This is a genomic window from Streptomyces sp. NPDC058198, from assembly GCF_042882605.1.
Classification (GTDB): Bacteria; Actinomycetota; Actinomycetes; order Streptomycetales; family Streptomycetaceae; genus Streptomyces.
The window spans coordinates 543678-568893 of record NZ_JBHVVP010000001.1; the positions used below are offsets into that span (position 1 = coordinate 543678).

Sequence of the window (25216 nt, forward strand, 5' to 3'; positions counted from 1 at the left end):
CGATCAGCGTGACGACCGGCTCGTGCCGGCGGGAGCGCTGTCGTCGTCCTTCAGCAGGGCCGCCACCGCGTCGGTCAGCACGCGGCGGCGATGGCTGCGCGAGGCCGCTTTGATGTGCCCCTGGAGTTCCGGGAAGACGAAGGCCCACAGAAATGACAGGTGCAGCACCAGATTCAGCAGGTCGGCCGGACGGTATCTCGACGGGAGCACGCCGGCCACCTGAGCCTTGCGGATCTCTTCCAGCTCCTCGTGGATGGTGTCGGCCAGCGCCTCGACCTGTTCCGTCGTATTCGTACGTTCCAGGCGGTACCACGTGGCGAGCCGGGCGATCTGTGGACTCTCCTCGTAGCGGTCGAAGAGCCGTCCCGCGTACCTGGGCAGATCGTGGACATCGATGGGGATCTCGCTCGCGGTGGTGACCACGATCGAGTTCATGACCGCGTCGAACAAGCGGTCCTTGCTGCCGAAGTAGTGGTAAATCTGGGCCTTGTTGCTCTGGGCGGCAGCGGCGATCCTGTCGACCCGCGCCCCCGCGACGCCGTACCGCGAAAACTCTTCCGCGGCGGCCTCCAGCAGCCGTTTCCGGGTGGCCTGAGCGTCTCGTATCATCGCGCCAGCGTAACGTACTAACTGGATGGAAAGCCCGGCCGGAACACCCCACCGCCCGTGTGGGAGGCCGGGGAGTGGGCCACGCACTGACTAACCGGATAGTTACGTCCTTCCAAGGCGGCCCTCACCGCGCGGACGCTGACAGAAACCCGGATCGGCGCGGCCGGGATTGCCCCCGTGACGACCCGCGGCGGGGGCCCGCGCGGCGGTTCACCCGCACCTGGAGGTGACGGCCTTCCCCCTCCTCGACCGAGCCCCTCACGGGTCGGCCACTGCCTCCGGCCATACCGCCTGAGCTGGGCTTTCGTGCCTGTCGGACCTACGATCGCCTGACCGAGAAAGGTGGCCCTGATGGACCGTCACATCCGCACGGTGGACGATGTACTGAAGCTCCTGGACAGCCTGTTCGCGCCGGAGGCCGACCGCTGGACGGCCGGCGCGGGCTCCTGGTGGGACAGTTTCTACGCGGACCGCTCCAAGCCGGTGCCCTTCTTCGTGGCGAAGCCGGACGAGAACCTGGTCTCCTACCTCGACCGAGGCCTGATCACCGCGGGTCGCGCCCTCGACCTGGGCTGCGGCCCGGGCCGCAACGCGCTCCACCTCGCCTCGCTGGGCTTCACGGTGGACGCTGTCGACCTCTCCCCCGCGGCCATCGCCTGGGCCGAGGACCGCGCCCGCGAGGCGGGGGCCGAGGTCCGATTCCGGTGCGGTGACGCCTTCACCCTCACCGGCACCGAGCTGGGCGGCCCGTACGACCTGATCCACGACTCCGGCTGCTTCCACCACCTGCCGCCGCACCGCCGTATCAGCTACCTCGCCCTCCTCGACCGGGTCCTCGCGCCCGGCGGCTTCCTCGCCCTCACCTGCTTCGCGGCCGGCGGGATGGGGTCCGAACTCCCCGACTCCGACTTCTACCGCCACTCCCGCCTCCACGGCGGCCTCGCCTACACGCCCGAGTCCCTGCGCTGGATCTTCTCCGACCTGACGGAGATCGAACTGCGCCGCATGCACGACGAACCACCCGAGTCCCCCAGCTTCGGCGAACCGTTCCTCTGGACAGCCCTCTTCCGCCGCGCCACCCGGCCGTAGCCGCGGCGGATCCCGTCTCATACCCGCACGGCACTCACTAACCGGATAGTTGACAGTCGAACTCGTGCGCTGCTTCAATTCAACTATCCGGTTAGTCGGTAGCGGCGCACCGCCTCCTGGATCAGCGCCCTCAACTCATACACGCCATCCAAGGAGCATCCCCATGTCCGCCTCCACCTGGGCCGCCGGCAGTCTCCCCTCCCAGAGCGGCACATTCGCGCTCGTCACCGGTGCCAATACGGGTATCGGCTTCCACACCGCGCTGGAACTCGCCCGCGCGGGCGCCGCCGTACTCCTGGCAGGGCGCTCCACGTCGTCACTGGCGGAGGCGGCGGCCGCCATCGCCGGGGAAGTCCCCGCCGCGGAGCTGACCACCCTGCAACTCGATCTCGCGGACCTCGCCTCGGTGGCTGCCGCCGCCGAGCAGGTGCTCTCCCTGGGCCGGCCGCTCGACCTGCTCATCAACAACGCGGGAGTCATGGCCGTACCGGAGCGGCGTACGACCAAGGACGGCTTCGAACTCACCTTTGGCACCAACCATCTGGGGCACTTCGCTCTGACCGGTCGCCTGCTGCCCGCCTTGCTGCGTTCGGACGCCTCGCGGGTCGTCACCGTCAGCGCCCGCGTCGCCCGCAGCCGCGGCACCACCTTCGACGACGTGGCGAGCGAGCGGAAGTACACCCCCATGGGCGCCTATACGAAATCCAAGCTGGCCAACGTCGTCTTCACCCAGGAACTCGTGCGCCGCGCCCACGGCACCGGCCTGACCGCCGTCGCTGTCCACCCCGGTGCGGCCATGACCGGTATCCAGCGCCACGTGCCCCGCGTCATCAAGGCCATCGTCTCCGGAGTGATCGAGCCCCTCATCATGCAGACCCCCACCCAGGCAGCCATGCCGTCCTTGTTCGCGGCCACCCACCCGGCCGTCCCGGCGGGCGCCTTCGTAGCCCCCACCGGGCGGATGGAGGGACGGGGCGCTCCCGGCATCGTCCCCCTTCCGCCGGCCGCGGCCGATCCGGCGACCGCCAAGGACCTCTGGGAACTGTCCGAACGCCTCACCCACGTCAGCTACGCCTTCCAGTGAGACTCTTCCTGGAGGCATGTCGCCGGGGGCGGGCCGGTCCTATCCCGATGCCTTCGGCGGCTTCGTCGTCTGCCGCCTCTTGCCGTGGCGCGGGATCTGCAGGGTGACCGACGTGCCGTGCTGGGGCGTCGAGCGCACCGTGAGGCGCGCATGGAGCAGATCGGCGCGCTCACCCATGTCCACGAGGCCCATCCCTCCGAACGCCGGCGGGGAGGCGGTGGTCGCGCGAGCGGAAGGGCGGACGGCGGACGCAGCGGGCTCAGCCGTCATTCCGCTGCCGTTGTCCGTAACCGTCGTGGAGATCACGCGGTCGTCGCTGTCGAGTTCGACGCGGATCCGGGTCGGCCGGGCGTGCTTGACCGCGTTGGTCACCGCTTCCTGCACGATGCGGTAGACATGGGCCTCCGCCTCGGGCGACAGCTTCGCGCCGGGCTGGTTCCAGCGCGCCCCCACGCGCAGCTCGGCGTCGACGCCGAAGATCTCCGAGGTTCGCCGGCACAACGCCTCAAGGGCCGGTCGCAGTCCGAGCTCGTCGAGGGCGGCCGGCCGCAGCTCCGCGATCAGATGCCGCAGGGACGTGATCTGGTTGCCGATCAGGCCCCGCGCCTGGTCGATGGCTTCCTTCATGAAATCGGGCCTGCTGCCGGCGGCCGCCGAGGCCAGCACGATCTGGACGGCGCCCAGTTCCTGGAGTGTGTCGTCGTGCAACTCACGGGCCCAGCGTCGTCGCTCTCGCTCTTCACCATCACGACGGGCCCGGCTCCACTCCCGATCGACACTGCGGTGGCGCAGAGCCGACCGGTGTCCGATCGCGGCGGCGCAGGCGATCAGTGTGAGGGGAACCAGGTGCAGACCGTTGAGCAGCGGCTGCCGCACGATGTGGACCAGCAGTGTCACGGCGATCACGAGCGAGATACCACTGATGATCACCAGCCACGACCGCCGTGAATCGGCGCTCAGGGCCGCGGCCACGAGGAAGGAGACGGCGGCGGCGAGGCAGAGCGCGAATTCGATGCGCAGCGAGTGGTGGGCGATCTCAAAAACGAGTGCGCCGACGAGGAGGAGCGAGCCCGCGGTCTCCATGACGGAGCTGGCGCGCGCTCGCGGTGTGTCGGTCATGCCGGCAGCCCGCGCTCTCGCGCCGCGGCGATCAGGTCCGCCTTGGTCTCGGTCCCGAGTTTGTCCCGGATCCTGGCCCGGTGTGTCTCCACCGTCCGAATGGAGACATGCAGGCTCTCCGCGACCTCCTGGTTGGTGTGCCCCAGGGCGAGCAGGGACAGCACCTCCACTTCGCGCGCCGTCAGGGAGTCGTCGTCCTCCGGGCCGGCGACGGCCAGGCGGGCGCCCAAGGAGGGCTGAACGTAAGCGGCTCCCGCGGCGACCTGGTGAAGCGCGCCGAGGAGCTCCTCCGCGGCCGCTTCCTTCAGCAGGTAGCCGGCCGCGCCGGTCCGCAGCGCCTCGCGGGCGAACGCGGGATCCTCCTGCATCGTGAGGACCAGGATCCGGGTACGGGGTGACACCGCCAGCAGCTCAGGGATGGACCGCAGGCTGGACCGGCCCGTCAGGGTCAGGTCCAGGACCAGCACGGACGGACGGTGCCGCTCCACCGCCCGCAAGGTCTCGGGAACGGTGGTGCTTTCGGCGACGATCTCGAACGTGGGGTCCTGGGAGAGCAGCAGCCTCATGCCCGCGCGGACGACCAGGTGGTCGTCCGCGAGCACCACGGTCAGGTGGGGCGCGGCCGCCTCCCCGCTGGCACCGCGGTCGACGTCCATGGAACAACCGTAAATCCCGGGATCGCTCCGTGCGGTCCGGAGGATCGCGGCAGCGGCGAGCCCGCGGCACTCCGCGGCGACGGTGCAACCCCGCAAGCAGGCGGGGCGTACTACGGACGCCCGTCTGCGGGTCAGTGCGAACGCCCCGGAACCGCTCACGCGTCAGGCTGGAAGGACATCATCCGATCGGCGTCTCCTATTCAGGACAATCACCATGCCCTCCCGCACCACCACAGTCCAGGCCCCCGTCACCTCGCAGAAGCTCTTCCGCGCCTCCCAGGAACTCGCCGAGGCCGCGGTGCCCGAGCTGGCCGACGCGTCCTCGGTCGATGTGCTGGAAGTACTGCTCCGCGGCGACGCGCCCCCGCCAGGACCGGTGGACGCGGACATGCGGCTGCGGCGTGCCGCCTTCCACTCCGCCCATTCCGCGCGAGGAGGAGGGGTCAGGAGCCCGTACGCCGTCGGTGACGTGAGCCGGATCCCGCCCGCGACCCCCTGCAGGCGGAGCCTCATCGATCTGCGCCCGCGTCTCATCCGCGACCTGGACCACGACAGCCGATGGCTCGCCCGCTACCCCACGCCCGCGCGGCTGCTCCGGGAGGCGGGGGCGCACTCCCTCATCGTGCTCCCGCTGACGGTCCGGGGGGTGGCCCTCGGCCTGGCTGTCCTGTACCGGCGGGCCGACTCTGCTCCCTTCGAGGAAGAGGACCTCCACGCGGCCGCCAAGCTCGCGGACCGCGCCGCGCGGTGCCTGGACACCATCCGCCGCCACATCCAGGAGCACGCCCTCGCCCGGCTTCTGCAACGGTCCCTGCTGCCCGAGGAGATTCCGCCCGTCAGCGCGCTCGATGCGGCCCACGGTGACGCCGCGGCGGAAGGCTCAGCAGGGCAGTGGTTCGACGTTCTCCCGCTGTCCAGCGCGAGGGTGGCCCTGGTGGTGGGCAGGGCGGAAGGGAAAGGCGTTCACGCCGTGACGGGCATGAACCGGCTGAGAGCGTCGATCACCACGCTCGCTCCGTTCGACCTGCGGCCCGACGAATTGCTCGCCCATCTGGACGATGTGGTGATCCGCCTGGCCGATCAGCACCCCCGCGATCAGAAGCAGATCGGCGCCGGCTGCCTGTACGTGGTCCATGACCCTGTCACCGGGCACTGCACCGCGTCCCGGGCGGGCACCGCGTTTCTCATGACCGCCCAGCCTGACGGCACCGTCAGCGCCCCCCGCCTCGCCTCTCACCAGCCCCTGGGCGTCGAGAGCCGGCCCTTCGAGATCACCGAGTTCGACGTGCCCCCGGGAAGCACCCTGTTCCTGCGAAGTGACGGTCCCGACGGACCGCACGCCGCTCTCGACCCGTTCACGCAGCAGCTGCGCGAGGCCATGACCCGATGCGGACCGGACGTACGAGAAGTCCTCGCCCATGTCGCTCGCGCCCCGTCCCCGGGCCGCGATCCCGCCGTGCTGATCGCCCGCACCCGGGCCCTGGAGGCCGGGAACGTCGCCACCCGGAATCTGCTGCCGGACCCCGCCGCTGTCTCCGTCGCCCGTACCTGGACCAGCCGGCAGTTGGCGACATGGATGCTCGACGAACTCGCGTTCACCACCACCCTGGTCGTCAGCGAACTCGTCACCAATGCCATCCGCTACTCCGCCGGGCCGGTAGGACTCCGTCTGATCCGTGATGAACGCACACTCATCTGCGAGGTGTCCGACAGCAGCAGCGCGGGCCCGCGTCGGTGTCAGCCGATGGTGAGCGATGAAGGCGGCCGCGGCCTGTCCATCGTCACCCAGCTCACCCAGCACCAAGGCACCCGCTTCACCGACTCCGGCAAGACCGTCTGGGCCGAGCAGTCACTGCCGACGTGACGATCCGTCGCCCATCAGAACGTCCGCCGGGGTGAGGGCCGGTGGCAGTGCAGAGCGTCGATGCGGTCGGGGTCTCCGCGCGGCCAGATGGCCGACGCGGTGATGGCGGCGGCGAGTGCGATCACGGCCAGCGCGGCAGCCGCCACAGGCATTCCGGCCTGAGCGGCCAGCCGGCCCGCCAGAGGATAGGTGAGCAGCCAGCAGCTGTGGCAGAGGGTGAACTGCGCCGCGAACGCGGCGGGGAGGTCGGCGTCCGTGACGGAGCGGCTCAGCAGGCGTCCGCTCGGAGTGAGGATCACGGAGGAGGCCGCGCCGAGCAGTGTCCACCCGGCAAGGAGGACCGGCCAGGCCCAGGGGCCGGGTGTGACGGCTGCGCCGGCCGAGAACGCGGTCAGCACTCCGGTCAGAACGAAGGCCGCGGGCAGCATCACCGTACGGTCACCGACGCGGTCGAGTACGCGCGGCAGCAGAAGGGCGGCGACCATGGAGCCGGCTCCATAGGCGCCCAGCGCCAACGAGACGTCACCGACGGTCCGGCCCAGGTTGTCGCGCACCAGCACCACCGTGTTGACGATGACCATGGCGCCACCCGACGCGACCGCCAGGTCCAGTGCCAGTAGGGCTCGGAGCCTGGGAGTGGCGAGGAAGAGCCGGGCGCCGAAAGACACCTTCGCGTAGACGCCTCCGGTGCGTTCGACCGGTGTGGGTGTGGGTGTGGGCAGGAGTACGGATACGACCAGTGCGCCCGAGGCCAGGAAGCCCACGCTGGTGCCCGCGAACAGCCAGTTGTAGGAAATCAGGGACAGCAGAGCGGCCGCGAGGGCGGGGCTGAACAGGCTCTCCAGGTCGTATGCCAGCCGTGACAGCGACAGGGCGCGGGTGTAGTCGCGCTCCTCGGGAAGTACGTGCGGAATCGTCGCCTGGAACGCCGGGGTGAAGGCCGCCGAGGCGCACTGCAGCAGGAAGACCAGGACATAGACCTGCCACACCTGGGCGATGAACGGCAGACAGAGCGCGACACCGGCGCGGGTCAGGTCCATCGCCACCAGCAGCATGCGCCGCGGTATCCGGTCGGCGAACGCGCCGACGACCGGAGCGACGCCCACGTACGCGACCATTTTGATCGCCAGTGCCGTGCCGAGAACGGCGGACGCGTTCGCCCCGGCCATGTCGTAGGCCAGCAGACTCAGGGCCACCGTCGCCAGCCCCGTTCCCACGAGGGCGATGACCTGGGCCGTGAACAGATGCCGATAGGTGCGGTTGCGCAGCACAACGAGCATGGGACGTGCTCCTCGGTCGGCGGACGGGTGCGCCCGTCAACCTAGTGCACATGTGCGCAATCATGCACGTGTTTGGCCTGATCCCGCCAGCGTCGGAGGGAATGGTGTTCAGTCGTGCCAGGGTTCGCCGGTGACCTGGTGGTCGGCATGGCTGATCGCTTCAACGACGAGGCGACGAAGATGTCCGTCCGTGAGCGCGTAGACGACGTGACGGCCGTCCTTGCGCGCCTGCACCAGTTCCGCCAGCCGCAGCTTGGCCAGATGCTGACTCACCGCGGGCCGTGCCGCTCCGCACGCTGCCGCCAGCGTGGTCACATCGGACTCACCGCGGGTCAGCAGCCACACCAGATGCAGTCGTGTGGGGTCGGAGAGCAGGGAGAAGACCGACGCTGCCGCGGCAAGCTCGCGGACGCTCGGCGTGTGCTGATGCGCATCGCTCGCTGTTGAGGATTCATGGCGTCCGGGCATGAACACATCGTAGGCGCGCGCTCGGCGCACGCCCTGCGCCGGAGCGCCCGGCCGCTACGGGCCGCGTCCCGGGGCGCGGTGGGACATACCGGAACTCTGTTCCGGCGGCCGGCGGCCGTGCCTCATGATGGGGCCGCCATGCCGTGGACGAGAGATGCCCGCGCTACGCACCGAGCCGGCCCGGACCGGCTGACCGGTGCGCCGGTCGCCGCTGCCCGCGCCGGGGTGTTCGCCGTGGCGAGTACGGGGCTCGCCGTCACCGGACACCACCTGTCCTCAGGGCATCCGGTGCCCTGGAGGAGCGTCTGGGCCGCTCTCGGTCTGCTCTTCCTCCTGACGGTCCCCGCTACCCGCGGGCCGAGGTCGTTGCCCGTGGTGGTGTCGGCCACCGGGGCCGCGCAGGCCGCTCTGCACCTCTGGCTCACGCGTGCAGGAGAACGCACCGGCAGGGATCCGCACGTGATGGCCGGTCACGGCGTACCTCACCACGCGCACGAGGCATGGCACGCCGGCCGTCACGGGGTGTCGATGACAGCGGCGCACATCGTGGCGGCCCTGCTCGTGGCCTGGTTTCTGCAGCGGGCGGACGCCGCGTGCCGGGCCGTGGGCGAGCACCTCGGCGATGTGATCGCCGAGATCCTCGTACGGCTGGTCACCGCCGGACCGCTCCCGCCTGTACCGCGCGTTCTGCGACCGGGAGGAGCGCGGTCGCGGTCGCTCCCGCGTATCTCTCCGGTGCTGGCGCATGCGGTGGTGAGTCGAGGTCCTCCGGCGGAGTCCGCTCTCGCCAACTGACCTCGGAGGTGCGCTTCGGCGTGCCCGTACGCCCTCATAGGAGTTACCTGTGTCCCGTATCAACCGGCCGCGCGCCGCGCGCCGTCTGTCCGCCGTCACCGTTCTTGTCATAGCGGCCTCCCTCGCCGTGGCCCCTCCCGCGTCGGCGCATGTGGAGGTCGAGGCGGAGGGGGACAGCGCCGTCGCCCTCGCCGAGAACGTCACCCTGGTCTTCAACGCCGAGACGGAGTCGGACAAGGCGGGAATCACCAAGCTGGAGGTGGTCCTGCCCGACGGAATCGCACCGTCCGACGTTACCTACAAGGAAGGTCCCAAGGGCTGGAAGTTCGCGGCGACGAGCCGGGGTTACACCGTGGCCGGCCCCGCGGTCGCCGGGGGCGAGGACGCCGTGTACGCGGTGACCGTACGGCAGCTACCGGATGCCGAGTCCCTCGCCTTCAAGACGCTACAGACCTACAGCGACGGCCGCGTCGACCGGTGGATCGAACTCGAAGAGCCCGCGGCGGGCGAGCACGGCAGTCCCGCGCCGATGCTCGAACTCAAGCCCGCGCCCCCCGGCGCGAAGCCGGTCAGCCCCAGCCCGACCGCCGAGCCCACCACGGCCGCACCGTCCACCCCGGCCGCGAGTGAGCCGGCAAACACACCGTCACCCACCGGAGCCGGCACGGCAAGCAAGGAGGAGGGCAGCTCGAACCCGGTTCTGATCACCGCCCTCGTCGTGGTCGTGGTCGCCCTCATCGGCGGCGGCCTGTGGTGGTTCAGGCGCCGCGGCGGCGCGAGCACCACCTGACCTACGGGCCGCCCGACGGGCCCGTACGAACGGGTCCGCCGGGCCTCGCAGCTCCACGAGACGGCCTCTCGGGCGGGTCGACAGGCTGCGCGTTCAGCGCGGCCTCTTCCTCTCTTCGCGTTCTTCGCGTCTGCTCCGCCAGGCGGTCGCGGCGAACAGGACAACGGCCACGGCGCCCACGAGGATCAGAAGGAGCGACTGGGCGGAGGTCAGGAAGTCGAGGAGACCCTCGCCGGTACGGGTGGTGTCCTGCGGTCGGTAGACCTCCGCGGGTGACGGGGCGTCGGGGTGTGCGAGGAGGCGCGGGCAGGCCGAGCCTGCCCGGCACACCTCGACGAGGTGCGTGAGCATACGGAAACTCCTGGGGCGGCGTTGACGATCGGTGCGTCACGGCCGGACGGCACGTGAGGACGTGGGAGCACGTCGTCGTTCACGGACCGCAGGGCACCCGTTGGTGCCGGAGGGTGAGGTGCGCGGTCTGGGAGGACAGCGCCCGTGGGGCGAGGAGCCCGGGGTGCGGCACAGCGGGCTCGTACGGTTGGGGCAATTGCAGCGAGAGCGCCCTCGCCAGCCGTACTACCCACTGCCGGGCCGGTTCCGTCCAGGCTCGGAAGACCTGCGAGGGCAGAGCGCAGGCGCCGTGCAGCAGCCAGGCCAATGCCAGGCCGACCGTGAGGTTCAGTACGGCCATGGCGGGGCTGCTGTGGTGCCAGACCGGGGGCAGCCTGTGGTGCCCGTCCCGCAGAACCGCGCTCTCGGTGGCGTTGAGCCACGTCGGCAGAGCCGCCTGTATCACCACCACGACAGCGACGACCGCGCCGCGCGTCCCGTAGTGGAAGGCGGGGAAGGTACTGAGGAACATCACCGCGGCGGCGAGCGCCAGACCGGGCGAGGAAACGGGCGAGTCCGCAGTCGCGTGATGCAGCCCGGCCGCCATGGCGCCGCTCAGCACTGTGAAGGCGGCAGCGCGGGCGGCGCTGCCGGTCGCGGTACGGGTGGCGGCGGTCGGGATCAGCATGTCCGTGTGAGTATCACCCACGTGGACCCGTAGCGGGGCGCCATCTCGAACGCAGTCATGAGTACCGCCGTCGTCATTCTGAAATGCGGTACGCCGTGAGGTGTGGCACTGCGGTACCACCCCGCTCCGCCCGGCTCACCCTGAGGTAGCACGAATGACGATGGCCTCAGCTATAGCGTTTCAGTATGCGGTCCAAGACAGCCTGACCTCCCTGAAACGAGAGACAGCTCATGATCGAAGCACACCAGTTGACGAAGCGGTACGGAGAAAAGGTCGCGGTGGATGGTCTGAGCTTCGTCGTCCGGCCCGGCACTGTCACCGGATTTCTCGGTCCGAACGGTGCCGGAAAGTCCACCACCATGCGGCTGATCATCGGTCTGGATGATCCGACCAGCGGATCCGTGCAGGTCAACGGCCGCCGCTACGTCCAGCATGCCGCACCGTTGCAGGAGGTCGGGGCACTTTTGGAGGCCAAGTCCATTCATCCGGGACGCTCGGCCTATAACCACCTCTACTCGCTGGCGCTCACCCATGGAATTCCGCGGCGCCGGGTCGACGAGGTCATTGATCTGGCCGGATTGGGGAGTGTCGCCAGGAAACGGGCGGGGGCTTTCTCGCTCGGAATGGGCCAGCGCCTCGGCATCGCGGCGGCACTGCTGGGCGATCCCCAGACCATCATGCTGGACGAGCCGGTCAACGGACTCGACCCCGAGGGCGTGCTGTGGATCCGCAATTTGCTCACAGGTCTGGCCGCGGAAGGCCGTACCGTCTTCGTGTCGTCGCATCTGATGAGTGAAATGGCTCTGGTGGCGGACCATCTCGTGGTCGTGGGCCGCGGGCGTCTACTGGCCGACACCACGGTGAAGGACCTGGTCCGCGAGGCAGGTGGCGACAGCGTGACGGTGGCCACGGCTGAACCGGCCCGCCTGCGCGAGGTCCTGGCCGGACCCGGCGTCGAGATCACCGGACGCGCCGGCTCGGAGGAGCTGTACGTGACCGGTATCTCCGCTCGCGCGATCGGGCTCAAGGCCGCGGAACACGGCATCGCCTTGTTTGAGCTCAGCGTCAGGACCGTCTCACTGGAGGAGGCCTTCATGGACCTGACCAGGGATGCCGTTGAGTACCACGGCTCCACCGGCGGCATCGAGATTCTCGGAGGTGCCGCATGAGCACCATCACCCCGGCCCCTACCTCCGCGACCGTCCCGACGACCGCCGCACGCCCGGCCTATCGCGTGACCGGGAGGCGGGTGGTGCGCTCGGAGTGGGCCAAACTGTGGTCCCTGCGCTCCACCTGGATCACCCTGGGTCTGGCGCTGCTGTTCCTGGTGGCCTTCGGCATCATCGCCGCGGCGCAGTACGAGTCCAGGATCAGCTCCGGCCAACGCATGGACGCCGACTTCGCCACGTCCACGGCTGTGAGTCTCTCGCTGTTCGGCACAAACTTCGCGCAGTTGGCGCTGGGTGTACTGGGTGTACTGGTCACCGCGGGCGAGTACTCCACCGGCATGGTCCGCTCCACACTGGCCGCGGTCCCGCGCCGCCTTCCTGTGCTGTGGTCCAAGTCGGCGGTCTTCGGCCTGGTCGCGCTCGTGATCGGCACGGTCGGCGCATTCGCCACCTTCCTGTTCGCGAGCGGGATCGTCTCCGGCACGAGCGCGGCGATGACCTTCTCGGACGCAGGCGTGGTGCGCAGCCTGCTGGGCGCGGGACTCTACCTCGGCCTGGTCGGTGTGCTCGGCGTCGCCTTGGGCGCGCTGCTGCGCTCCGTGGCAGCGGGCATATCGGTCCTGGTGGGCGCCCTGATGCTGGTCCCCGGCCTGATCTCTTTGCTGCCGACCACGTGGCAGGACAACATCAGCCCGTACCTGCCCAGCAACGCGGGCGGGTCCATGTTCGCCCTCCACCACGACGCCACCACCTTGTCGCCCGCAGCCGGACTGGTCGTGCTGCTCGGCTGGGTCGTTCTCGCGCTGGCGGGGGCCGCCTACCGGCTGGTACGTACAGACGCCTGACGGCAGCGTCCACCCCGCCGTCTGCGCGGTGACGGGCTATCGCCGGCGCCGCGCGGACACGCCTCGCACACGATGGACAGGTGACTCCCGTGACCACCGACCGCAGCGCCGATACGGAGGCGCCCTCGCGTCCGCCGCCCCTGGGGCTTGATCCCTTGTGGGGGCATCCGCTGGTCGCCCGGCTGTCCCGCACCGGCCGGCGTCTGCGGCAGGCGGACCACGCCCGTCCCTGGCTGCTGGACACAGCGGTGGTGGGCGTAGTGTTCCTGTTCTTCTGCGTCCCGGACCTGGTGAAGGGCGGCCGTGGCCCGGAAGAGTTCGCCGACAGGTTCACGCAACCGCCCCTGCCCTGGATGCTGGCGCTGCAGGCCGGATTGCTGGTTCCCCTGTTCTGGCGGCGCAGGAGGCCGTCCGCGGCTTTCGCCGCCGTCGCGGCCGTGTTCCTGATCCAGTGGTCGCTGAGCGTATGGCTGCGCGCCGACGTCGCGCTGCTGGTCGCCCTCTACAGCCTGACCGTGCACGGCCGACTGCGGCACCTGCCCTGGGCGTGTGCCACCATGGCCGGCGCGCTGGCGTTCATCGCCGTGCGGTTCGCCACCGCGGTGTCCGTCGGGGACGCCCTGTTCTTTCTGTTCAGCACCGCGATCGCGCCCGTGACCCTGGGACTGGCGGTGCGGATCCGGCAGGCTCAGCTCGCGGGCCTGCGGGAGCGCGCGGCCCAGTTGGAAGTCGAACGCGACCAGCGCAGCAAGCTGGCCGCCGCCACCGAACGCGCCCGGGTGGCCCGTGAGATGCACGACATCGTCGGCCACAATCTGGCCGTCATCATCACCCTTTCCGATGCCGGTTCGTACGCGGCCGACATCGCCCCCGAGAGAGGCAAGGAGACTTTTCAGCTCATCGGTGACACCGGCCGTCAGGCTCTGGGCGAGCTGCGGCGCATGCTCAGCGTCCTGCGGGAGAGCGCGGACGCTCCCGAGCTCAGTCCTCAGCCCGGCATCCCCGACCTCGACGCACTGTGCGACCGTGTCCGGGCCGCTGGGCCACAGGTCGTCTACCGGACCGACGGCGATCTGGACCTCCTTGACCGCAGCGTGCAGCTGACGGTCTACCGCATCGTTCAAGAGGCACTCACCAACGCTCTCAAACACGCCGGCGCCGACACCCGGGTCGACCTCGCACTCACCGTGGACGGCTCGGAGCTGTACATCCGAGTCCAGGACACCGGCCCGCGCCCGGGCACAGCGCGGCGCGGCCCCACGAACCAGGAGGGACACGGGCTGGCAGGCATGAGAGAGCGAGCGGCTCTCTACAACGGCACGGTGACCGCCGGGCCCCGGCCCGGCGGAGGCTGGACTGTACGGGCGACCCTCAGCCTCGCGCCCCTCCCAGCCACCCGGGGCGGTGCTTCGTGACCAGCGTGCTCATCGTGGATGACCAGCAACTACAGCGCTACGCCTTCCAGATCCTGCTGGAAACGGTCCCGGACATCGAGGTGGTCGGCGAGGCATCACACGGGGCCGACGCCGTGCGCAGGACCGCGGAACTGCGCCCCGACGTGGTCCTCATGGACGTGCGGATGCCCGGCATGGACGGCATCGAGGCCACTCGCCGGATCATCGCGGCGGGCGGACGCTCAGGCATTCTCATCCTGACCACCTTCGACCTGGACGATTACGCCCACGCCGCCCTGCGCGCCGGCGCCAGCGGCTTCCTCCTCAAGGACGCCCGCCCGGAAGAACTGCTGGCGGGTATCCGCGCCGTCGCCGCGGGCGACGCCGTCATCGCACCGGGCCTCACGCGGCGGCTCCTTGACGCCTACTCCCACCATCTGCCGAGCCACTCACCGGACCCATCGACACCCCACGACGACCAGCGGCTGCGCTCGCTCACCAACCGGGAGCGCGAGATCCTGGTGGCTGTCGGGCAGGGCTGGAGCAACCGGGAGATCGCCGAACGTCTCGTCCTGGCCGAGTCCACCGTCAAAACCCATGTCGGTCGCATGCTCGCGAAAATCGGCGCACGCGACCGCGTTCAAGCCGTGATCTTCGCTTACGACCTGGGCCTGGCACGCCCTGGCGAAGCCGAGTAGCCGCAGCGCCGCCCCGTCGCTCAGAACGTCCGCCGCCCGTTGAGGTGCGGGAACCTTAACTCGGTTCTGCTGCGCGCCACTTCGCCCGGGCGCAGCACCGTGCTGGGGTGGCCGGGGCGGTTGGGTGAGTCGGGCAGGTGCTGGGTCTCCAGACAGATGGCGCCATGGCGTTCGTGGAGCCGGCCGGCCGGGTCGGTCAGGGAGCCGTCGAGCTGGTTGGCGGTATAGACCTGGATGCCGGGTTCCGTGGTCCACACCTCCATGACCCTCGTCTCGTCGGGGGCGGTGAGACGGGCGGCCCGGCGGAGGTCGCCGGCGCGGCCGGGTTCCAGGTCCCGGAGGACCCAGCAGTGGTCGAAGCCGCCCGCCGTACGGAGCTGCTCGTCGGGCAGGCCGATCCGGTCGCCCAGGGTGTGCGGAACGGTGAGGTCGAAGGGGGTGTCCCGGACAGCGACGGCGGGGCTCTGCGGGATGCCGTCGCCGTCGACGGGGAGATACGTGTCGGCGTCCACCTGAAGGGTGTGGCCGAGGATGTCGCCCTCGTCGGTCAGGTCGAAGTAGGCGTGGTTGGTGAGGTTGACGACCGTGGGGCGGTCGGTGGTCGCGGTGTAGTCGAGGGCGAGGGTGCCTTCGGTGTCGAGGGTGTACGTCACGGTGACATCGAGCGCGCCGGGGAATCCCATGTCGCCATCGGGGCTGTGCAGGGTGAGCCGGAGCGCCGCGGCGCCGTCGGTGCTGTGATCGGTCGCCTCCCACACTTTGGTGTGGAAGCCGTCGGGGCCGCCGTGCAGTGCGTGGCCCCGGTCGTTGGCGGGGATGTGGTGCGCGGCGCCGTCCAGGGTGAAGCGGCCGTGGGCGATGCGGTTCGCGTAACGGCCGATGAGGGCACCGAAGTAGGGGTTCTTGCCCGTGTAGCCGTCGAGGGAGGCGAGCGAGCGGACGACCGACGCGGTGGCTCCCGTGGTGTCGGGCACCAGGAGCCGGTGCAGGATGCCGCCGTAGGTGAGGATCTCGGCCCGGACTCCGGAGCCGGAGTCGAGCGTCCAGACATCGACCTCCGCCCGCCCGGGGGCGGTGCCGAACGGCTTGCTGTGCGCGGTGGGGCTGGGCATCAGGGATCCTTGCGACGAGCGGATGGCCGGGAGTGACGTGGGCTGCCCGGGGTTCAGCGCGGCGGTCCGGCCGCTCGGTTCCCACCGCCTAGGTCGTGTCCGCGAAGTAGCGCCGTCCGCCCGGAGGGCGGGGCCGACGGCGTTCGGTGCGTGCGATCGCAAGGCGGAGGATCATTCGTGTACTGGATGTACTCGGATGATTCCGACAACGCGGCGAGCGTGCGTGCCGAACGCCGTCGGCCAGGCGAAACTTTGCGGACATGGCCTAGGGCGCGTTCCGGGGCCCGGTCGATTCGCGGACGATCAGGCGGTAGCCGGGGCGGGGCCTGCGTGGTTCGGGTACGGGCTTTCCCGAGAGCCGTTCGACGAGACTGTCGACGGCGAGCCGGGCGATGGCTTCCTTGTCCGGGGCGATGGTGGTGAGCGTGGTGGCTCCGTACCGGCTCTCCTCGATGTCGTCGAAGCCGACGACGGCGATGTCGGCGGGGATGCGCAGACCGCGTTCCGTGAGGGTGCGCATCGCGCCGATGGCGATGAGGTCGTTGTACGCGAAGACGGCGTCCGGCCGCTCCCCGCGGTCGAGGAGCGCCGCCATGGCGGCGGCGCCGTCCTCGCGTCCGTAGCCGTCGGTGACGATCACCAGGCTCTCGTCCGGCTCGATGCCCGCGGACAGGAGTTCCTCGCGCCAGCCCCGCAGGCGCAGATGGGCCGGCTGGCGTTCCTGGCCGGTACGTGAGCCGAGGAAGGCGATCCGGCGGTGGCCGTGGTCGAGGAGGTGCCGTACGGCCTCGCGGGCCGCCGCCACGTTGTCGATGGCGATGTGGTCGTACGGGGCTTCGTACTCCCGCTCGCCCAGCAGGACCAGCGGCGCGGTCTCGGTGCGCGCCATCAGGTCCTCGGTCTCGAGATGGATCGGGCTGAGGATGAGTCCGTCGATCACATGCGACCGGAAGCCCTGGCTGACCAGGAGTTCCTTCTCGCGCAGTCCGGCGGTGTGGTCGACCAGCACGGTGTAGTCGTGCCGGGCCGCCGCGTCGACGACCGCGCCGGCGAGCTCGGCGAAGTACGGGTTGCCGAACTCCGGTACGGCCAGGGCGATGATCCCGGTGCGCCCCTTGCGCAGATGGCGCGCGGTGAGGTTGGGCCGGTAGCCGAGTTCGTCGATGGCCTGCTGCACCTTGGCACGCATCTTGGGGGTGACGTGCTGATAGTTGTTGACCACGTTCGACACGGTCTTGATGGACACGCCCGCCCGTTGCGCAACGTCCTTGAGGCTGACGCCCACGACACTCCTTGACTCGACCGGGAAATCCGGCCCCGGTGAGTCCGGGGCCTGAGGTTGGCCGGATCCCGGCGGCCGCACGGCCACCCGGGATCCGGTTCCGTTCAGGTGGTTCTACGACTGCGCGCCAGATAGCGCTGCGCCACGACGACAACGATAAGGAAGCCGCCGCTGACCACCGATTGGTACGAGGAGTTGAGCGAGCCGATCTGGTTGATCAGGTTCTGGATGACGGCCAGCAGCAGGACGCCCCAGAGCGTGCCGCTGACCGATCCGGCGCCACCGATGAGGAGGGTGCCGCCGATGACGACGGCGGAGATCGCGTCCAGCTCCATGCCCACACCGACGATGGTGACGCCGGAGGTCAGCCGGGCCGCGTTCAGCGCACCGGCGAGTCCCGCCAGCAGTCCGCTGAGTGTGTATACCAGGATCTTGGTACGGGCGACCGGGAGGCCCATCAGGGTGGCGGCGTCGCTGCTGCCGCCGACGGCGAAGAGCGTCTGTCCGAACGAGGTGCGCTGGAGGAGCAGTCCGCCGCCCCCGAACAGCACCAGCGCGATCAGGATCGGGTAGCCGAAGCCCCAGACGCTGCCCTGCCCGAGCTCGGCGAAGGCGGAGTCCTTGGGGACCAGGTAGGTGGTGGCGCCTTCGTCGGTGAAGGCGAGGAGCAGACCGCGGGCCGCGAGCAGCGTGGCGAGTGTGACGATGAAGGGAGCCATCCCGGCGCGGGCGATGAGGAAGCCGTTCAGCAGACCGATGGCCCCGCACACCACGAGGGGCACCAGCAGCGCGGTGAGGAAGCCCCACTGCGAGGCCCAGGCGGCGAGGACACCGCCCAGCGCGAACACCGATCCCACCGACAGGTCGATGCCGCCGGTGATGATGACCAGGGTCATACCGAGCGCGACCACCGCGAGGAACGACGCCTGTACGGTCACACCGCGGGCGTTGTCCAGCGTGGCGAACGTCGGGTAGACGAACGAGGCGACGAGCACGACCGCGAGCAGAACGGCGAGCACGCCCTGACGCTGCACGAGCTCGGCGAGACGCTGCGTGAAGGTCGTCTCGGCGGCGGGCACCTTGCGGGGCGCGTCGCCGCCGGCCGGGGCGGGGGTCTTCTTCGGCGCTCGGGCGGAGGCGCGGAGAGCGGGTGTGGTTTCGTTCATCGGGACCGACGCTCCCGGGCGACGTAGACGGCGGCGATGATGATGGCCGCCTGGGCGATCTGTGCGGTGGAGTCGGGCAGGTCGTGCTTGACCAGGGTGGCGCGCAGCAGCTGCATCAGCAGGGCGCCCGCGACGGTGCCGAGGACCCGGATGGAGCCGCCGTTCAGCGGGGTTCCGCCGACGACGACCGCCGTGATGGCGGAGAGTTCCATGAGGGTGCCGAGCGAGGAGGGGTCGCTGGCGGTGAGCCTGGCGGTGGCGAGGATGCCCGCGAGGGCGGCCAGCACCCCGCAGAGCACGTACACGCCGATCAGTACGCGCTTGACGGGCAGCCCGGCGAGCGCGGCGGCCGGCCGGTTGCCTCCGACGGCGACGATCTGACGGCCGAAGGTGGTGCGCCGCACCAGGAACGCGACGGCGGCGGCGAGCACCGCTGCGATCAGCACGACCAGCGGGACACCGAGGAAGGAGTCGGTGCCGAGCGCGAGGATGTCGGGGTTGACGATCTGCTTGAGCTGGCCGTCGGCCATGACCAGGGCGATGCCCCGGCCGCCGACGAAGAGGGCGAGCGTGGCGACGATGGGCTGCAGCCCGATCAGCGAGACCAGCGTGCCGTTGACGGCTCCGACGACCGCTCCGGCCAGCAGGGCCACAGCGAGCGCGGGCACGAGTCCGTATCCGAGGTAGAGCGGCAGCAGGGCGGCGGCGAGTGCCATCGTCGAGCCGACCGACAGGTCGATGCCCTCGGTGCCGATGACCAGGGCCATGCCCAGCGCCACGATGACGATGGGGGCGACCTGGACCAGCTGCGTGCGCAGATTGTCGGCGGTCATGAAGTGCTCGGTGAACAGGGCGTTGAAGAGCAGCAGTACGGCTACGGCCGCGTACACGCCGTACTCCTGGTACCAGCCGGGGTCGCGCAGCCGGGCCAGGGGGCGTGCGGGGGTGAGCGTGGCCTGGGTCATCGCGGGTCCTCCTGTGCGGCCGGGGCCTTCCCTTCGGGCGCCGGTGAGTGGTCGGCGAGCACTTCGAGCAGTTGGCTCTCGCCCACGCTGTCGCCGGACAGTTCGCCGGCGACGGCTCCGCCGCGCAGCACCACGATCCGGTCGGCGCCCTCGATGAGTTCCTCGATGTCGGAGGAGATGAGCAGGACGGCCAGGCCCTCGCCTGCGAGGTCGTCGATGAGGCTCTGGACCTCGGCCTTGGCGCCGACGTCGATGCCGCGCGTCGGTTCGTCCAGCAGGAGGACCTTGGGCTCCAGGCAGAGCCAGCGGGCGAGGAGGACCTTCTGCTGGTTGCCGCCGGAGAGTTCGCCGACCTTCTGCTCGGGTCCTGCCGCCTTGATCCGCAGCCGCTTCATGAAGATGTCGACGATGCGGTCCTGCTTGCGCCGCGAGACCACTCCGGCGCGGGACAGGCGGGGCATGGCGGCGAGCACGATGTTCTCGCGCACGGAGAGGCCGGGGATGATTCCCTCGGCCTTGCGGTCCTCGGGCAGCAGGCTGATGCCCGCGCGGATCGCGCCCGCCGAGGTGAGCCTGCGCAGGGTGCGGCCACCGACGGTGAGTTCGCCTCCGTCCAGGCTCAGCGCGCCGGCCAGGGCCTTCGCCGTCTCGCTGCGTCCAGAGCCGAGCAGGCCGCCGAGGCCGAGCACCTCTCCGCCGTACAGCGACAGGGAGACGTCCTCGAGCTGGTGACGGCGGGTGAGGCCGGTCGCGGTGAGTACGGGGGTGCGTGCCGCGTCGTGTCCCTCGGCGGCGAAGTTGGTCACGCCGCTGCGCCGGACCTCTGCCATGTCACGGCCGAGCATCATCGACACGAGCTGCATCCGGTTCAGGTCCGCGAGGTCGCCGGTGTGGATGTGGCGGCCGTCGCGCAGCACGGTGACCCGGTCGCAGATCCGGTAGAGCTCGTCCATCCGGTGGCTGACGTAGAGCACGGCGATGCCCTGGCCGCGCAGGTTCTCGATGACCCGGAAGAGGGTCTCGACCTCGCGCGGTTCCAGGGAGGAGGTGGGTTCGTCCATCACGACCACCTGGGCGTTGACGGAGACGGCGCGGGCCAGCGCGACCATCTGCCGGGTGCCGATGCCCAGGGTGTGCAGGGGGCGGCGGGGGTCGACGCGTACACCGAAGCCGTCGAGCAGCTCGGTGGTCTCGCGGTGCATCCGGCCGAAGTCGATGAGGCCGAAGCGGTTCTTGGGCTCGCGGCCGAGGAAGATGTTACGCGCCACGCTCATCAGCGGGACGAGGTTCACCTCCTGGTAGATCGTGGAGATGCCTGCCTGCTGCGCTTCGAACGGCCGGGCGAACCGCACCTGTTGTCCGGTCATCCGTACGTCGCCCTCGTCGGGCTGGTACACGCCGGTCAGCACCTTGATCAGGGTGGACTTGCCGGCCCCGTTCTCCCCCACCAGCGCGTGGGTCTCCCCGGCGCGCAGGGAGAAGGAGACGTGGTCGAGAGCGACGACGCCCGGGAACCGCTTGCTCACCGAACGGGCTTCGAGGACGGTGCCGGCCGCCGGTGGGGTGGTCTCCTCCGGCGCCTGAGGTGCTGCTTCGGGTGGTGCCATGGGTCTTCTTGGCCTTCCGCTGGTCCAAGGGGATGGGCCCGGGGCCGCCGTGGCGGGTGGGTCGCCACGGCGGCTGTGAACCGGAGGAGTCGGAACGCTTCGCCGAGCGGCGAAGGGGTCAGAACGCCCCGCCGAGCGAGGCCTTGGCGTTGGACTCGTCATACGCGCGGTCGGCGATGATCACGTTCTCCGGGATCTCCTCGCCGGCGTAGAACTTCTGGGCGGTGGCGAAGGCCAGCGGCCCGAAGCGCGGGTTCGACTCGATGACGGCGTTGTACTCACCGTTGACCAGGGCCTGAACGGCGTTACGGGTGCCGTCGATCGAGACGATCTTGACGTCCTTGCCGGGCTTCTTGCCGGCCGCCTTCAGCGCGGTGACGGCGCCGAGGCCCATCTCGTCGTTCTCCGCGTAGACGGCGGTGATGTCGGGCTTGGACTGGATGAGCTGCTCCATGACCTGCTGGCCCTTGTCGCGGGCGAACTCGCCGGTCTGCTGGGCGACGATCTCCAGGCCGGGCGCCTTCGCCTTGAGCTGGTCGACGAAGCCCTTGGTGCGGTCGGTGGTGACGTTGTTGCCCGACGCGCCGAGCAGGATGGCCACCTTGCCCTTGCCACCGGTCGTCTTGATCATCGCGTCGGCGGCGCGCTTGCCCTGCTCCACGAAGTCGGAGCCGAGGAAGGCGACATAGTCCTTGCAGGCGGTGGAGTTGAGCTTGCGGTCGATGGTGAGGACGGGCACCTTCTTGGCCGCGGCCGCCTTGAGCGCCGGCTCCAGGCCGTCGGAGTTCAGCGGCGCGACGATGAGGAACTGGGCGCCCTGGGACAGCATGTCCTGGATGTCGCTGATCTGCTTGGAGAGCTGCGACTGCGCGTTGGTGGTGAGGAGCTTCTTGACGCCGACCTTGGCGGCCTCGTCCTTGATGGACTGGGTCTCGGCGATACGGAAGGGGTTGGCTTCCTTCTCCGACTGCGAGAAGCCGACCACGGCGTTCTTCAGGTCCAGCTTGGGCGCGCCGTAGCTCGTCAGTGAGCAGCCGGCGCCCGACGCGGCCTCGGGGGTCTTGACCGCCTGGGCTCCCTGGCTGCTGTCACCGCCCGCGTTGTCCGTGGTCTCCGACTTGGAGCAGCCGGAGACGGCCAGCGTGGCGGTGGCGGCGAGCAGGCAGGCGACGGCGAGGGGACGGGATCGGCGCTGGGTAGTCATGCGCAGGACGCTCCTTGGCGGGGTGACGGCACTCCGGTCGGGGTGCGGTCGGGGCATGGGCAGGGCATGGACCGGGGCGGGGCTGGACGGTCGTCAGCCGCGTCGGTGGCTGATGACGCCGCATTCCTCACGACCCCGCTACGAGCTGTACTGATGGCGGCCGTGAGAGCCTGCGCTGCCTGTCGGCGGCTCGGTTTACAACGTTATATAGGCGCTGCGGCGCAGGCGGCAAGAGAGTTGTCGATGCGTTTCCAAAATGTGTCGGCGGCGCGCATCGCACCGGACACCCCGGCCGGCCGGACGGCGGGCCCCAGATTCTGTGACATCTCTGGACAGCCGCTTGACGGCGTGCTGTCATACCGCCGGACGCCAAATTTCTAACGTTGCAAGGAAGTTGACGCCCCCGGACCGCCGTAGGCGACAGCTGCCCTCGCCATGCGCGGAAGTACCAGGCCGGCCCAGAACCGGTTCGCCGTGGCCCCCACCTCCCGTCTCATCCCCCGACATGAGCCGAAGCCCGCACGGCCGGCAGAGCAGGAGCCCCCACCCATGCCTCTGAACCGCAGACAACTCGTCACCGGCGCCGTGGCCACCGCGGTCGCCACGGCCGCGACCAGCCGCTGGGCCACCACCGCGACCGCGGCCGAGGGCCGGGTGGCCGCCGCGCGCGGTGGCCACTACTCCCCCAACGCCGCCCCGCTCCACCCCACGGCGTTCCTGAAGCTGCCGCCGGGCCACATCACCCCGCGCGGCTGGCTGGCCGGACAGCTCAAGCTCCAGCTGGACGGCTTGTGCGGTCGCTACGAGGAGTTCTCGCACTTCCTCGACTTCACCGCCACCGGCTGGGTACGCCCCGACCGCGGCGGCTGGGAGGAGGTCCCGTACTGGCTGCGCGGATACACCGACCTCGCGATCGTCACCCGGGACGCCACAGCCCTGGCCGCCGTACGCCGCTGGATCGACGCGATCCTCACCACGCAGCAGTCCGACGGTTTCTTCGGCCCGAAATCCCTGCGGACCTCGCTGAACGGCGGCCCCGACTTCTGGCCGTTCCTCCCGCTCATCCAGGCCCTGCGCTCCTGGCAGGAGTACAGCGCCGACAGCCGCGTCATCCCCTTCCTCAGCAGGTTCTTCCGCTACATGAACGCGCAGGGGCCCGGCGCCTTCAACACCAGCTGGATCGCGCTGCGCTGGGGCGACGGACTGGACAGCGTCTTCTGGCTGTTCAACCGCACCGGAGAGACCTATCTGCTCGATCTGGCCGACAAGATCCACCGGTACGGGGCGGACTGGGGCGACAACCTCGTCAACCCGCACAACGTCAACATCGCGCAGGGCTTCCGCGAGCCCGCCCAGTACGCCCTGCGCAGCGGATCGGCCACGGACACCCGGGACACGTACGGGACGTACGGCAAAGCGATCGACCAGTACGGGCAGTTCCCAGGCGGCGGATTCGCCGGGGACGAGAACGCCCGCCCCGGGCACGGCGACCCGCGCCAGGGCTTCGAGACCTGCGGCATCGTCGAATTCATGGCCAGCCACCAGCTGCTCACCCGGATCACCGGTGATCCGCTGTGGGCCGACCGCTGCGAGGAGCTGGCCTTCAACTCGCTGCCCGCCTCGCTGGACCCGTCGGGCCGGGCCATCCACTACATCACCAGCGCGAACAGCGTCGATCTGGACAATGTGCCCAAGAAGGCGCGTCAGTTCCAGAACGGCTTCGCGATGCAGGCGTTCCTGCCCGGCGTCGACCAGTACCGCTGCTGCCCGCACAACTACGGAATGGGCTGGCCGTACTTCGCCGAGGAACTCTGGCTGGCCACCCCGGACGGTGGTCTGGCCGCCGCCATGTACGCGAGCTGCGAGGTCACCGCGAAGGTCGCCGACGGCACCGAGGTCACGTTCACCGAGGAGACCGGCTACCCGTTCACGGACACGGTCACGCTCACTCTCACAACCCCGAAGAGCCTGCGCTTCCCGCTGGTGCTGCGGGTGCCCGCCTGGTGCGCGAAGCCGGAGATCAAGGTCAACGGGGGTGCGGTCAGCGCTCCCGCAGGCCCCGCCTTCACCCGTATCGACCGGCAGTGGGCCAACGGCGACACGGTCACACTGCGCTTCCCCCAGACCACCGCCGTACGGACCTGGGCGGACAACCACGACTCGGTGAGCGTCGACCATGGACCGCTCACCTACTCGCTGCGGATCGGTGAGGAGTACCAGCGCATCGGGGGCACCGACCAGTTCCCCGAGTACGCGGTCCACGCCACCTCCCCCTGGAACTACGGGCTCGTGCTGGACGAGAACTCGTTGCGGCACCACTCCACCGGCCGTCCCCCCGGTGACAACCCCTTCACGCTCGGCACCACCCCGGTCAGCATGACCGCACGGGCCCGCCGGATCCCGGAGTGGACGGCGGACAGCGAGCATGTGGTGGCGCCGCTCCAGGACAGTCCGGCACTCAGCACCGAGCCGGTGGAGGACGTCACCCTCGTCCCGATGGGCGCCGCGCGACTACGCATCACCTCGTTCCCGACGGCCGGTCCTGACGCGGAGCGGTGGTTTTCCGACCGCTGGTACCGGATCCGTAATCAGCACTCAGGCAAGGTGCTCGGCGTCGACGGTATGTCCATGGCGGACAGCGCCCACGTCGTGCAGTTCGGGGACACCGGCACGGACGACCACCTCTGGCAGCTCGTCCCCAACGGCGACGGCTGGTACCGCGTCCGCAACCGCCACTCCGGCAAGGTCCTCGGCGTCGACGGAATGTCCACCGCCGACAGCGCCCACGTCGTGCAATTCGCCGACAGCGGCACCGCCGACCACCTCTGGCAGCTGGTCTGACGCTCCAGAGGTTCCGGCACTGCCGACCGCACCGCCACGCACCCCTGACGGCACCATCACGCACCACCACGCACCCCTGACGGCACCATCGCCGCACCACCACCCGCACCGCTCCCCGTGCCGATCCGGCGCGGGGAGCGGAACCCGTGAAGGAGAAGGAC

23 protein-coding genes are annotated in these 25216 nt (G+C 70.0%); 10 read left to right on the plus strand and 13 right to left on the minus strand.

Annotated features, from left to right (window positions below; genetic code table 11):
* Positions 1-3 precede the first annotated feature (3 nt).
* Entirely contained in the window at positions 4-609 is a 606-nt protein-coding gene (locus ACFVWW_RS02495; protein ID WP_384182566.1) for a TetR family transcriptional regulator, read from the minus strand.
* 351 nt (positions 610-960) lie between these two features.
* Here ACFVWW_RS02495 and ACFVWW_RS02500 point away from each other — a divergent pair, with 351 nt between their 5' ends.
* Both ACFVWW_RS02500 and ACFVWW_RS02505 read left to right on the plus strand, forming a co-directional pair.
* Complete coding sequence (locus ACFVWW_RS02500) at positions 961-1698, plus strand: class I SAM-dependent methyltransferase (protein WP_386875432.1); 738 nt, start codon at positions 961-963, stop codon at positions 1696-1698.
* A gap of 163 nt (positions 1699-1861) precedes the next feature.
* Entirely contained in the window at positions 1862-2782 is a 921-nt protein-coding gene (locus ACFVWW_RS02505) for an oxidoreductase (protein WP_386875434.1), read from the plus strand.
* Between the two features lie 39 nt (positions 2783-2821).
* Here ACFVWW_RS02505 and ACFVWW_RS02510 read toward each other — a convergent pair whose 3' ends face one another.
* The gene (locus ACFVWW_RS02510; RefSeq protein ID WP_386875436.1) at positions 2822-3901 is read right to left on the minus strand and encodes a sensor histidine kinase; all 1080 of its coding nucleotides are present in this window, start codon (positions 3899-3901) and stop codon (positions 2822-2824) included.
* The gene (locus ACFVWW_RS02515; protein ID WP_384182577.1) at positions 3898-4557 is read right to left on the minus strand and encodes a response regulator; all 660 of its coding nucleotides are present in this window, start codon (positions 4555-4557) and stop codon (positions 3898-3900) included. The genes ACFVWW_RS02510 and ACFVWW_RS02515 overlap by 4 nt, the downstream gene beginning before the upstream one ends.
* A gap of 214 nt (positions 4558-4771) precedes the next feature.
* Here ACFVWW_RS02515 and ACFVWW_RS02520 point away from each other — a divergent pair, with 214 nt between their 5' ends.
* Positions 4772-6421 carry a SpoIIE family protein phosphatase gene (locus ACFVWW_RS02520; protein ID WP_386875438.1) on the plus strand — a complete coding sequence of 550 codons (1650 nt, stop codon included), beginning with the start codon at positions 4772-4774 and terminating at the stop codon, positions 6419-6421.
* Positions 6422-6435: 14 nt separating this feature from the next.
* Here the strand turns inward: ACFVWW_RS02520 and ACFVWW_RS02525 are convergent, their stop codons facing one another.
* Entirely contained in the window at positions 6436-7701 is a 1266-nt protein-coding gene (locus tag ACFVWW_RS02525) for an MFS transporter (RefSeq protein WP_386875440.1), read from the minus strand.
* Positions 7702-7809: 108 nt separating this feature from the next.
* Positions 7810-8169 (minus strand): ArsR/SmtB family transcription factor, encoded by a 360-nt coding sequence (locus ACFVWW_RS02530; protein ID WP_384182584.1) that lies wholly within the window; start codon positions 8167-8169, stop codon positions 7810-7812.
* A 138-nt stretch (positions 8170-8307) separates the two neighbouring features.
* Here ACFVWW_RS02530 and ACFVWW_RS02535 point away from each other — a divergent pair, with 138 nt between their 5' ends.
* Together ACFVWW_RS02535 and ACFVWW_RS02540 are read left to right on the plus strand one after the other, a co-directional pair.
* Positions 8308-8964, plus strand: a complete 657-nt coding sequence (locus ACFVWW_RS02535) for a hypothetical protein (protein WP_386875443.1) — start codon at positions 8308-8310, stop codon at positions 8962-8964.
* 49 nt (positions 8965-9013) lie between these two features.
* The gene (locus ACFVWW_RS02540) at positions 9014-9754 is read left to right on the plus strand and encodes a DUF1775 domain-containing protein (protein ID WP_386875445.1); all 741 of its coding nucleotides are present in this window, start codon (positions 9014-9016) and stop codon (positions 9752-9754) included.
* Between the two features lie 93 nt (positions 9755-9847).
* Here the strand turns inward: ACFVWW_RS02540 and ACFVWW_RS02545 are convergent, their stop codons facing one another.
* A complete protein-coding gene (locus ACFVWW_RS02545; protein ID WP_386875447.1) occupies positions 9848-10105 on the minus strand; it encodes a hypothetical protein in 258 nt (85 codons plus the stop codon).
* A gap of 79 nt (positions 10106-10184) precedes the next feature.
* On the minus strand, positions 10185-10772 hold the full coding sequence (locus ACFVWW_RS02550) for a hypothetical protein (protein ID WP_384182593.1): 588 nt from the start codon (positions 10770-10772) through the stop codon (positions 10185-10187).
* Between the two features lie 230 nt (positions 10773-11002).
* On the opposite strand from ACFVWW_RS02550, the gene ACFVWW_RS02555 reads away from it, so the two are divergent.
* The 4 genes from ACFVWW_RS02555 (at position 11003) to ACFVWW_RS02570 (ending at position 14878) form a co-directional block, all read left to right on the plus strand.
* Positions 11003-11941, plus strand: coding sequence for an ATP-binding cassette domain-containing protein (locus tag ACFVWW_RS02555; protein WP_384328003.1), 939 nt, complete (start codon positions 11003-11005; stop codon positions 11939-11941).
* Positions 11938-12786: an ABC transporter permease gene (locus ACFVWW_RS02560; RefSeq protein WP_386875450.1), complete on the plus strand. Its 849-nt coding sequence runs from the start codon at positions 11938-11940 to the stop codon at positions 12784-12786. Before ACFVWW_RS02555 ends, ACFVWW_RS02560 begins: the two co-directional genes overlap by 4 nt.
* A 140-nt stretch (positions 12787-12926) precedes the next feature.
* Positions 12927-14201, plus strand: coding sequence for a sensor histidine kinase (locus ACFVWW_RS02565; protein ID WP_384182742.1), 1275 nt, complete (start codon positions 12927-12929; stop codon positions 14199-14201).
* Positions 14198-14878 carry a response regulator gene (locus tag ACFVWW_RS02570; RefSeq protein WP_384182599.1) on the plus strand — a complete coding sequence of 227 codons (681 nt, stop codon included), beginning with the start codon at positions 14198-14200 and terminating at the stop codon, positions 14876-14878. The genes ACFVWW_RS02565 and ACFVWW_RS02570 overlap by 4 nt, the downstream gene beginning before the upstream one ends.
* 20 nt (positions 14879-14898) lie before the next feature.
* Here the strand turns inward: ACFVWW_RS02570 and ACFVWW_RS02575 are convergent, their stop codons facing one another.
* The 6 genes from ACFVWW_RS02575 to ACFVWW_RS02600 all read right to left on the minus strand — a co-directional run bounded on the left by ACFVWW_RS02575 (position 14899) and on the right by ACFVWW_RS02600 (position 22214).
* Positions 14899-15990, minus strand: a complete 1092-nt coding sequence (locus ACFVWW_RS02575; protein ID WP_386875452.1) for an aldose epimerase family protein — start codon at positions 15988-15990, stop codon at positions 14899-14901.
* A gap of 265 nt (positions 15991-16255) precedes the next feature.
* Positions 16256-17275, minus strand: a complete 1020-nt coding sequence (locus tag ACFVWW_RS02580; protein ID WP_384328011.1) for a LacI family DNA-binding transcriptional regulator — start codon at positions 17273-17275, stop codon at positions 16256-16258.
* Between the two features lie 101 nt (positions 17276-17376).
* Positions 17377-18438 (minus strand): ABC transporter permease, encoded by a 1062-nt coding sequence (locus ACFVWW_RS02585; protein WP_386875454.1) that lies wholly within the window; start codon positions 18436-18438, stop codon positions 17377-17379.
* The gene (locus ACFVWW_RS02590; RefSeq protein ID WP_384328017.1) at positions 18435-19403 is read right to left on the minus strand and encodes an ABC transporter permease; all 969 of its coding nucleotides are present in this window, start codon (positions 19401-19403) and stop codon (positions 18435-18437) included. The genes ACFVWW_RS02585 and ACFVWW_RS02590 overlap by 4 nt, the downstream gene beginning before the upstream one ends.
* Positions 19400-21010, minus strand: a complete 1611-nt coding sequence (locus ACFVWW_RS02595; protein ID WP_384182612.1) for a sugar ABC transporter ATP-binding protein — start codon at positions 21008-21010, stop codon at positions 19400-19402. Before ACFVWW_RS02595 ends, ACFVWW_RS02590 begins: the two co-directional genes overlap by 4 nt.
* Positions 21011-21128: 118 nt before the next feature.
* On the minus strand, positions 21129-22214 hold the full coding sequence (locus tag ACFVWW_RS02600) for an ABC transporter substrate-binding protein (protein WP_386875456.1): 1086 nt from the start codon (positions 22212-22214) through the stop codon (positions 21129-21131).
* Between the two features lie 549 nt (positions 22215-22763).
* Between ACFVWW_RS02600 and ACFVWW_RS02605 the strand changes: the two genes are divergently transcribed.
* Positions 22764-25055, plus strand: a complete 2292-nt coding sequence (locus ACFVWW_RS02605) for a beta-L-arabinofuranosidase domain-containing protein (protein ID WP_389679111.1) — start codon at positions 22764-22766, stop codon at positions 25053-25055.
* Positions 25056-25216 lie beyond the last annotated feature (161 nt).

Bases quoted from the DNA above. Each gene is read 5' to 3' on its own strand.
- ACFVWW_RS02515 (WP_384182577.1), bottom strand. From the start codon at position 4,557: ATGGACGTCGACCGCGGTGCCAGCGGGGAGGCGGCCGCGCCCCACCTG.
- ACFVWW_RS02590 (WP_384328017.1), bottom strand. From the start codon at position 19,403: ATGACCCAGGCCACGCTCACCCCCGCACGCCCCCTGGCCCGGCTGCGC.
- ACFVWW_RS02510 (WP_386875436.1), bottom strand. From the start codon at position 3,901: ATGACCGACACACCGCGAGCGCGCGCCAGCTCCGTCATGGAGACCGCG.
- ACFVWW_RS02585 (WP_386875454.1), bottom strand. From the start codon at position 18,438: ATGAACGAAACCACACCCGCTCTCCGCGCCTCCGCCCGAGCGCCGAAG.
- ACFVWW_RS02575 (WP_386875452.1), bottom strand. From the start codon at position 15,990: ATGCCCAGCCCCACCGCGCACAGCAAGCCGTTCGGCACCGCCCCCGGG.
- ACFVWW_RS02595 (WP_384182612.1), bottom strand. From the start codon at position 21,010: ATGGCACCACCCGAAGCAGCACCTCAGGCGCCGGAGGAGACCACCCCA.
- ACFVWW_RS02505 (WP_386875434.1), top strand. From the start codon at position 1,862: ATGTCCGCCTCCACCTGGGCCGCCGGCAGTCTCCCCTCCCAGAGCGGC.
- ACFVWW_RS02555 (WP_384328003.1), top strand. From the start codon at position 11,003: ATGATCGAAGCACACCAGTTGACGAAGCGGTACGGAGAAAAGGTCGCG.
- ACFVWW_RS02520 (WP_386875438.1), top strand. From the start codon at position 4,772: ATGCCCTCCCGCACCACCACAGTCCAGGCCCCCGTCACCTCGCAGAAG.
- ACFVWW_RS02560 (WP_386875450.1), top strand. From the start codon at position 11,938: ATGAGCACCATCACCCCGGCCCCTACCTCCGCGACCGTCCCGACGACC.
- ACFVWW_RS02550 (WP_384182593.1), bottom strand. From the start codon at position 10,772: ATGCTGATCCCGACCGCCGCCACCCGTACCGCGACCGGCAGCGCCGCC.
- ACFVWW_RS02605 (WP_389679111.1), top strand. From the start codon at position 22,764: ATGCCTCTGAACCGCAGACAACTCGTCACCGGCGCCGTGGCCACCGCG.
- ACFVWW_RS02530 (WP_384182584.1), bottom strand. From the start codon at position 8,169: ATGCCCGGACGCCATGAATCCTCAACAGCGAGCGATGCGCATCAGCAC.
- ACFVWW_RS02495 (WP_384182566.1), bottom strand. From the start codon at position 609: ATGATACGAGACGCTCAGGCCACCCGGAAACGGCTGCTGGAGGCCGCC.
- ACFVWW_RS02600 (WP_386875456.1), bottom strand. From the start codon at position 22,214: ATGACTACCCAGCGCCGATCCCGTCCCCTCGCCGTCGCCTGCCTGCTC.
- ACFVWW_RS02500 (WP_386875432.1), top strand. From the start codon at position 961: ATGGACCGTCACATCCGCACGGTGGACGATGTACTGAAGCTCCTGGAC.
- ACFVWW_RS02535 (WP_386875443.1), top strand. From the start codon at position 8,308: ATGCCGTGGACGAGAGATGCCCGCGCTACGCACCGAGCCGGCCCGGAC.
- ACFVWW_RS02525 (WP_386875440.1), bottom strand. From the start codon at position 7,701: ATGCTCGTTGTGCTGCGCAACCGCACCTATCGGCATCTGTTCACGGCC.
- ACFVWW_RS02545 (WP_386875447.1), bottom strand. From the start codon at position 10,105: ATGCTCACGCACCTCGTCGAGGTGTGCCGGGCAGGCTCGGCCTGCCCG.